At 71.5% G+C, this 6,792-nt stretch carries 8 protein-coding genes; 4 read left to right on the top strand and 4 right to left on the bottom strand.

The genetic code is table 11. The features are described from left to right. On the top strand, nucleotides 1-1,532 hold a 1,532-nt coding region (locus ACFWNV_RS38820; protein WP_383956801.1), incomplete at its 5' end, for a PTS fructose transporter subunit IIC. 15 nt (nucleotides 1,533-1,547) lie between these two features. Here the strand turns inward: ACFWNV_RS38820 and ACFWNV_RS38815 are convergent. After that, a complete protein-coding gene (locus tag ACFWNV_RS38815) occupies nucleotides 1,548-2,318 on the bottom strand; it encodes a DUF6227 family protein (protein WP_383956798.1) in 771 nt (256 codons plus the stop codon). A gap of 192 nt (nucleotides 2,319-2,510) precedes the next feature. On the opposite strand from ACFWNV_RS38815, the gene ACFWNV_RS38810 reads away from it, so the two are divergent. Further along, entirely contained in the window at nucleotides 2,511-3,152 is a 642-nt protein-coding gene (locus tag ACFWNV_RS38810) for a vitamin K epoxide reductase family protein (RefSeq protein WP_383956795.1), read from the top strand. 136 nt (nucleotides 3,153-3,288) lie between these two features. Here ACFWNV_RS38810 and ACFWNV_RS38805 read toward each other — a convergent pair whose 3' ends face one another. Beyond that, nucleotides 3,289-3,699: a rodlin gene (locus ACFWNV_RS38805; protein ID WP_383956792.1), complete on the bottom strand. Its 411-nt coding sequence runs from the start codon at nucleotides 3,697-3,699 to the stop codon at nucleotides 3,289-3,291. Between the two features lie 279 nt (nucleotides 3,700-3,978). Here ACFWNV_RS38805 and ACFWNV_RS38800 point away from each other — a divergent pair, with 279 nt between their 5' ends. Beyond that, on the top strand, nucleotides 3,979-4,530 hold the full coding sequence (locus tag ACFWNV_RS38800) for a hypothetical protein (protein ID WP_383956789.1): 552 nt from the start codon (nucleotides 3,979-3,981) through the stop codon (nucleotides 4,528-4,530). A gap of 156 nt (nucleotides 4,531-4,686) precedes the next feature. Next, entirely contained in the window at nucleotides 4,687-4,926 is a 240-nt protein-coding gene (locus ACFWNV_RS38795) for a chaplin (RefSeq protein WP_327306287.1), read from the top strand. 85 nt (nucleotides 4,927-5,011) lie between these two features. Here ACFWNV_RS38795 and ACFWNV_RS38790 read toward each other — a convergent pair whose 3' ends face one another. Together ACFWNV_RS38790 and ACFWNV_RS38785 are read right to left on the bottom strand one after the other, a co-directional pair. Then, nucleotides 5,012-5,356, bottom strand: coding sequence for a hypothetical protein (locus tag ACFWNV_RS38790; protein ID WP_383956786.1), 345 nt, complete (start codon nucleotides 5,354-5,356; stop codon nucleotides 5,012-5,014). A 156-nt stretch (nucleotides 5,357-5,512) separates the two neighbouring features. Then, entirely contained in the window at nucleotides 5,513-6,652 is a 1,140-nt protein-coding gene (locus ACFWNV_RS38785) for a chaplin (RefSeq protein WP_383956783.1), read from the bottom strand. Nucleotides 6,653-6,792 lie beyond the last annotated feature (140 nt).

Below are 6,792 nucleotides of genomic sequence, written 5' to 3'. Positions count from 1 at the left end.
GCCCCAGTTTCGGGAAGGGGCGGGGTGGGGAAAGCCCCGCAGGGCAGCCCTTCCGGGTGGTAGCCGTCACCTCCTGCCCCACGGGCATCGCCCACACCTACATGGCGGCGGAGTCCCTCCAGCAGGCCGCCGCCGAGGCAGGAATCGACCTTCAGGTCGAAACCCAGGGCTCGGCCGGCTTCACCAAGCTCACCCCGGAGGCCATCGCCGCCGCCGACGCGGCAGTCTTCGCCCACGACGTCCCGGTCAGGGAACGCGCCCGCTTCGCCGGCAAGCCCACCGTCGACGTAGGCGTCAAGGCGGGCATCAACCGCCCGGCGGAACTCCTCCAGGAGGCCCGCGCCAAGGCGGAACGCGGCGAGACCACCACCGCCCCGACCCCGGTCGAAGAGGCCGGGGAAGACCAGGACGGCTACGGCGCGAAGCTCCGCACCTGGCTGATGTCCGGGGTCAGTTACATGGTCCCCTTCGTCGCCGCGGGCGGCCTCCTCATCGCCCTCGCGTTCGCCATCGGCGGGTACGAGATCAACACCGCCCCCTCGGTCGCCGAGCACTTCGTGTGGACCGAGGCCGCCAGCTGGGCCGCGCTGCTCTTCCAGACCGGCGGACTCGCCTTCGGCTTCCTGGTCCCCGTACTCGCCGGCTACATCGCCTACGGCATGGCCGACCGGCCCGGTCTCGTCCCCGGCTTCGTCGGCGGCGCCGTGGCCCTCACCATCAACGCCGGTTTCCTCGGCGGCCTGATCGCCGGTCTGATCGCGGGCGGCACCGTCCTCGCCGTACAGCGGGTGAAGATCCCCACCGCCCTGCGCGGGATCATGCCGGTGGTGGTCCTGCCGCTCATCGGCTCCGCCGTCACCGCGTTCCTGATGTTCCTGGTCGTCGGGAAGCCGGTGGCCTCGCTCCAGCAGGCCCTCACCGACTGGCTGTCGGGCCTCTCCGGCGCCAACGCGATCATCCTCGGCGTCATCCTCGGCCTGATGATGTGCTTCGACCTCGGCGGCCCGCTCAACAAGGTGGCCTACGCCTTCGCCATCGGCGGCCTCGCCACCCCCAACGAGGGCAGCCTCAAGGTCATGGCCGCCGTGATGGCCGCCGGCATGGTGCCGCCGCTGGCGATGGCGCTGGCCACCACGGTCCGCGGCCGGCTCTTCTCCAAGACCGAGCGCGAGAACGGCAAGGCCGCCTGGTTCCTCGGCGCCTCCTTCATCAGCGAGGGCGCCATCCCGTTCGCCGCAGCCGACCCGCTGCGCGTGATCCCGGCCGCGATGGCGGGCGGCGCGGTCACCGGAGCCCTCTCGATGGCCTTCGAGTGCACCCTGCGGGCCCCGCACGGCGGCATCTTCGTGATCCCGCTGATCGGCAACCCGCTGCTCTACCTGATCGCCATCGCCGCCGGTACGGCCACCAGCGCCGGCCTGGTCATCCTCCTCAAGGGGATGCGCAAGCAGGACGGGACCCCGCGGCAGCAGACCGGGGACGCCGAAGCGGCGCCCCAGCCGGAGCCGGCGAAGGTCACCGTCGCCGCCTGACCTGGACGGCCCCCGTCACCTCACCCGCGCGCGGAGCTCCATGGCTCCGCGCGCGGCCGTTTCGGTCTCGTAGACCTCGCACATGTGCCGCCCGTCCGGGGTCACCGTGTGCTCGACCTCCCACAGGCTGAACTCGCTCCCGTCCAGCAGGACGAAGGAGTGCTCGTACAGGCTGAAGCCGGCGTCCCGCCCGTCCGCCAGGCACTGCCGGGTGCCGAAGACCTGCGTGATCTGGTGCGCGTAGGCAGACCGCAGCAGCAGGGCCACCGGCTCGCCCGGCCGGTCCGGGTTCTCCGCGCGGCGCAGCACCCGGCGGGCGTGGTCCGCGGACTCCTCGACCGCGTACTCGCGGTGCCGCTGGGCCGGGGTCGGATTGGTGAACAGCGCGCTCAGCACGGCGATGTCGCTGTCCGGCTCCTCCTCGACCGTCACCTCCACGAGGTCCCGCGCCACCTGCGAGGGGATCTCACCGAAGAGCCGGGCCGCCGCGAGGCAGGTCTCCGCCTTGCCGGCGAAGACCTCGTACCGTATCGAGAGGTCGTCGTCCTGACGGTGGGCCAGCTCCCACAGGACCACGGAGTCGCCGTCGGACAGCAGGTAGGCGTGCCGGTGTATCTCCCGCCACGGTCCCGCCGCCGGGTTGTGGCGGGTGGTGTGGAGCGAGGACCTGTGGGCGAGCGCGGTGCCCAGCCGCTCGACCAATTCGTCCGGCAGGTCGAAGGAGTTGAGGGCGCGGCCCAGGAGTCGCTCGAGGTGCGCCTCGGTTGTCTCGTGCGGATCGCTCAAAGTGGGTCTCCAGGCCGTCGCAGCTTGTCACTTCGCGGAAGCTCAACGTAGCCCCTGGGTCTGACATCACGTCCGGGGTTCGGTAAAACGTCCGGGAAGCGTCAGGGGTTCCAGCCACCCCTTCAGGTCAACCTCCATGTCGATGAGCATGGTTGGGCCGGATAGCGGGCACAAGGGCGGGAGCATGACCGTATGGCAACAAATACCGTGGGCGTCCCCCGTCAGCAGGGCCGGCCCCACAACCGCAAGGACGCAGAACCGATCGCGGCACCCCGCGCGCTGGCCTGGCTGCTGCTGATCACCGGGGCCGCCGGGGTGCTGGCCGCCTGGGTCATCACCCTGGACAAGTTCCTGCTGCTGGAGAACCCGGACTTCAAGCCCGCCTGCAGTCTCAATCCGGTGGTCTCCTGCGGCAGCGTGATGAAGAGCGAGCAGGCCGCGGCCTTCGGCTTCCCGAACCCGATGCTGGGACTGGTGGCCTACGGGGCGGTCGTGTGCGTCGGCGCCGGCCTGCTGGCCGGGGCCCGCCACCGCGGCTGGTTCTGGCTCGGTCTCAACGCCGGAATGCTCTTCGGCGTCGGATTCTGCTCCTGGCTCATGGTCCAGTCGCTCTACGAGATCAACGCGCTCTGCCTGTGGTGCTGCCTGACCTGGGTGGCCACCCTGGTGATGTTCTGGGCGGTCACCGCGCACACCGTCCGGACGGGGATCCTCCCCGCGCCCGCGCCCGTACGGAACTTCTTGGCCGACTTCGGCTGGGCCCCGCCCGTCCTGCACACCGGCGTGATCGGGATGCTGATCCTGACCCGGTGGTGGGATTTCTGGACCGGCTGAGCCCCCCGGACGACATGCGAGGGCCCCGGCAGCTGGAAGCTGCCGGGGCCCTCGTCACTTCACGACTTCACACCGCTTCTTCGAACCCGTCGCTCCACGGGCGCGGAGCGCCCGGAACGTGGACCGGGAGCGGAGATCAGCTGCCCTGGGAGACGTTGCCCGAGAGGACCGGGATGTTGTCCAGGATGTGCGAGAGCGGCTCGTCGCCCTTGGCCTGGGTGGAGTTCTCGGTGCACTGCTGGTTCTGCGGGTTGGACAGGACGTTGATGTCCTGGACGCCGACGTTGACCAGGGCGACCAGCGACTGGGCGTTGACCTTGGCCGGCAGGCCGATGCAGGGCTTGTTCAGGGTGCCCTGGACGAGGCCGAGCTGCGGGCTCATGTCACCGTGGGTCTTCTGGTTGCCGTACGCCTGCACGGCGCCGTTCCCGTTGACGGTGTTGATCCCGTTGTCGTTGCCGATCGCCATGGCGGGGGCGGCAACAGCAGCGCCCGCGCCGACGGCGGCGGCGGTGACCGCGGCAGCAGTCATGATCTTCTTGAGCATCTTGATCCTTTTTTCGCACGAGTGCCCGCTAGCGGAGCTCCCTGATCAACTGTCCTGCGGGAGGTTGGTTCTCCTGCTTCACTCAAACGGCCTGTCCGCGGGCATGTTTTCCCCGGGTGGGGTGAGCCGCCCCCGGACGCGTGCGCGAAGCCCGTACGCACCACGCAGCGGCGTAGGGGGCCCCGCGTTCCTGTTGCGGTCCGTAGAACCCGTTCGCACGGTGGGTAAGGAAGCGGATCGATCGGGTCCGTTTCTGAGCGACCACCAGAAGGAACACCCATGCACCGCACCAAGGCCTCCCGCATCCGCGTCCTCGTCCCGTCGGCCCTGGCGGTCGTCATACTCTCCGGCGCGGCTGCTCCCGCGGGCGCCGCGGAGGGTGCCGGTGCCGCCGCGAACCGAGTGGCGGCCGCCCAGGAGGAGATCAACGAGAGGGTGGCGGCGGCGGGTCCCGTCGAAGACGCCCTCGCCGCGGTCTCCAAGATCCTGGCGGACCTGACCAAGAGCCTGGGCACGCTGCTTCCGGGGATCAAGATCCCCGAGATCAAACTGCCCACGCTCCCGGCCCTGCCGGGGATCCCCGAGATCCCGGCGATCCCCGGCCTCCCGGCGATCCCCGGCCTCCCGGACCTGCAGCTCCCGGCGGTTCCGGCGATTCCGGAGATCCCCGACATCCCGATTCCCGACGTTCCGATCCCGGAGGTCCCGGCGCTCCCGGTCTCCGATCCCGCGGCCCCGCCCGCGGCGGTGGTGCCGGCGGCGCCGGCGGCACCCGGGACACCGGCGGGGCTCGTCCCGAAGCTCCCGTCGTTCGCCGAGTTCCTCCCGTAGGGGCCGGCTTCCGTACGCGGACCCGCACGCGGTTACGACTATTGGGCTGAACAGGTCTGATCGCGTGCGGAACCGTGTCGTCTGGGAAGGTGGACCGTTTCGCTCGATGTGAGCCCCGGAATCGGGGCAGAACATCGAAGAGAAGGTGCACTTCCCATGAACACTGCCAAGAAGGCCGCCCTGGTCCTGGCCACCGCTGGTCTCGCTGCGGCCGGTGCCGCCGGCTCCGCTATGGCCGACTCGTCGGCCGAGGGCGCGGCCGTGGGTTCCCCCGGTGTCCTCTCGGGCAACCTGGGTCAGGTCCCGGTCCACGTTCCGGTCAACGTCTGCGGCAACTCCGTGAACGTGATCGGCGCGCTGAACCCGGCGTTCGGCAACGTCTGCGTCAACGACTGACGTTCGGCACACCACATGACTGTGGGCGCCCCCGGCCTCGCCGGTGGCGCCCACAGTCATGTCGGCAGGTGAACGGGCCGGACCGTCAGTGCTTGCCGCCGTTGAGCTTCACTCCGCCCAGCAGCGGGGAGGCCTGCGTGGCCCCGTTGGCGAGGTTCATCACCTCGGCCGGAGCGTCGTTGCGGACCTCGTTGACCTTCTGGACGGTGGTCACGACCTTCTCGACGCTCTCGCCCTGTTCGGCCAGCCCGTTGCCCACGGTCTGCGGCAGCGCCGCCGATACCGGGTTCACCGAGTCGGTGACGGCCGTCAGCCCGCTCGTCAGGCTCATGGGGACGGCCGGCGCCTCGGTGGCGGCGAAGGCGGGGGAGGTGGCGCCGAGGGCGGCGACGGAGCCGACGACGACTGCGGCGACCTTCGAGAGCTTCATTATCGAAATCCTTTTCCAGTGGCGACCGTCGCGCCACTTTCGACCTGGTTAACGATTACCCGGCGCCGCGGAAACGCGGAACCGAACACGGCAACGGCCGGAGAATCCGACAAGGGACTCTCCGGCCGATATTTCTTCTGATTACCGGTATTGCCGTCAGGCCGCGTTACGGGACCTGCGGTACAGAATGGCGCCGCCCAGGATCAGGACCGAGGCGAGGGCCGCCGCGGCTCCGGGCGCTCCGGCGCCGGTCGCGGCCAGCTCCTGCCGCGCGGGGCCCGCGGGGACCGCCGCGACGGGAACGGCCTCGGGCGCGGGCGCCGGGGCCGGTGCCGGGGCGGGAAGCGGGGCCGGGGCGGGCGCCGGGGCGGGCACCGGTGCCGGGGGGAGCGGGACGGGCAGGTCACCGGCGGGGGCCGCCGGCGGCTGGTCGGCCGGGGGCACTACCGGCGCCGGGTGCTCCACGACCTGGCTGCCGCGCGGGGGCATCGGCGCCGGAGCCTCCCACGCGACGGGGACCGGCGCGGGCAGCGTGTGCGGAGCCTCCTCCACTACGGGAGCGGGCGCGGGGGCCGGAGCCGGAGCCGGCAGCGGTGCCGGTACGGGCTCGGGCTGCGGCGCGGGCGCCTCCACTACGGGAGCGGGCGCGGGCGCCGGAGCGGGCGCCGGGTGCTCCGCCTCGGGCGCGGGCAGCGGCTTCGGCGCGGGGGGCGCGTGATGCGGGGCCGGGGCCGGGGGCTGCTCGCCGTGCGGCTGCGGCGGGTGCTGCGGCCGCGGCTCGGGCCGCTCCGGGGCGGGGTGGTCGTCGCACTCCTCCTCGCCGGAGTCGCCGTAGCCGCCCCGGGGCCCGGGCCCGTGGTCCTCGTGGCCGCCCTGCTGCCCGGGGCCGCTGTCGCCGTAGCCCCCGTGCTGCTCGGGGCCGCTGTCTCCGTAGCCGCCCTGCTCGTGCGGCTGGTCGTGCTGGTTGACGTAGTGCCGGACCTGCTCCGCCTGCTGCGGGCTGAGGTAGCGCTCGTAGTCGTACCCGGCGTCGGAGCCGGTGGTGGTGGCGCAGTTGTTGCCCATGGCGGGGTTGAGGCCCGCTCCGGCGTCCACGGTGTTGCCGCACACGTTCGGCGCGAAGGTGATCGGTACCGAGACGCTGTTGCCGGCCAGTACGCCCGGTGAGTGGGAGGCCTCGGCCATGGCCCCGGGTTGCGCATAGGCCGCGCCGGTCGCGATCGACAGCAGACTCGACGCAGCGGCCGCGGTGAGCACCCCCTTGCCCAGTACCTGTCGGCTCAGTACCTGTCGCATGGGTCCTTCCCTGTCTACCGGCCCTGCGGCCGGTGCTGAATCGAAGGTGGCCTCGGAGTGGAAAGCCGGGCACACCGCGTCGACCCCGAGTTTGTGTGCCCTATCTGGCAAAAGGGCTTCGGCAAGGGGTGTAGCAGGTG

The sequence above is a fragment of the Streptomyces sp. NPDC058401 genome (assembly GCF_042722885.1).
In the GTDB taxonomy this organism is placed as follows: domain Bacteria; phylum Actinomycetota; class Actinomycetes; order Streptomycetales; family Streptomycetaceae; genus Streptomyces.
The sequence above is the reverse complement of the archived record's forward strand: the minus strand, read 5'-3'. Positions and strand labels throughout refer to the sequence as shown.

Coding starts and splice junctions, on each gene's coding strand:
- ACFWNV_RS38805 (WP_383956792.1), bottom strand. CDS start 3,699: ATGCTCAAGAAGATCATGACTGCTGCCGCGGTCACCGCCGCCGCCGTC.
- ACFWNV_RS38795 (WP_327306287.1), top strand. CDS start 4,687: ATGAACACTGCCAAGAAGGCCGCCCTGGTCCTGGCCACCGCTGGTCTC.
- ACFWNV_RS38810 (WP_383956795.1), top strand. CDS start 2,511: ATGGCAACAAATACCGTGGGCGTCCCCCGTCAGCAGGGCCGGCCCCAC.
- ACFWNV_RS38785 (WP_383956783.1), bottom strand. CDS start 6,652: ATGCGACAGGTACTGAGCCGACAGGTACTGGGCAAGGGGGTGCTCACC.
- ACFWNV_RS38800 (WP_383956789.1), top strand. CDS start 3,979: ATGCACCGCACCAAGGCCTCCCGCATCCGCGTCCTCGTCCCGTCGGCC.
- ACFWNV_RS38790 (WP_383956786.1), bottom strand. CDS start 5,356: ATGAAGCTCTCGAAGGTCGCCGCAGTCGTCGTCGGCTCCGTCGCCGCC.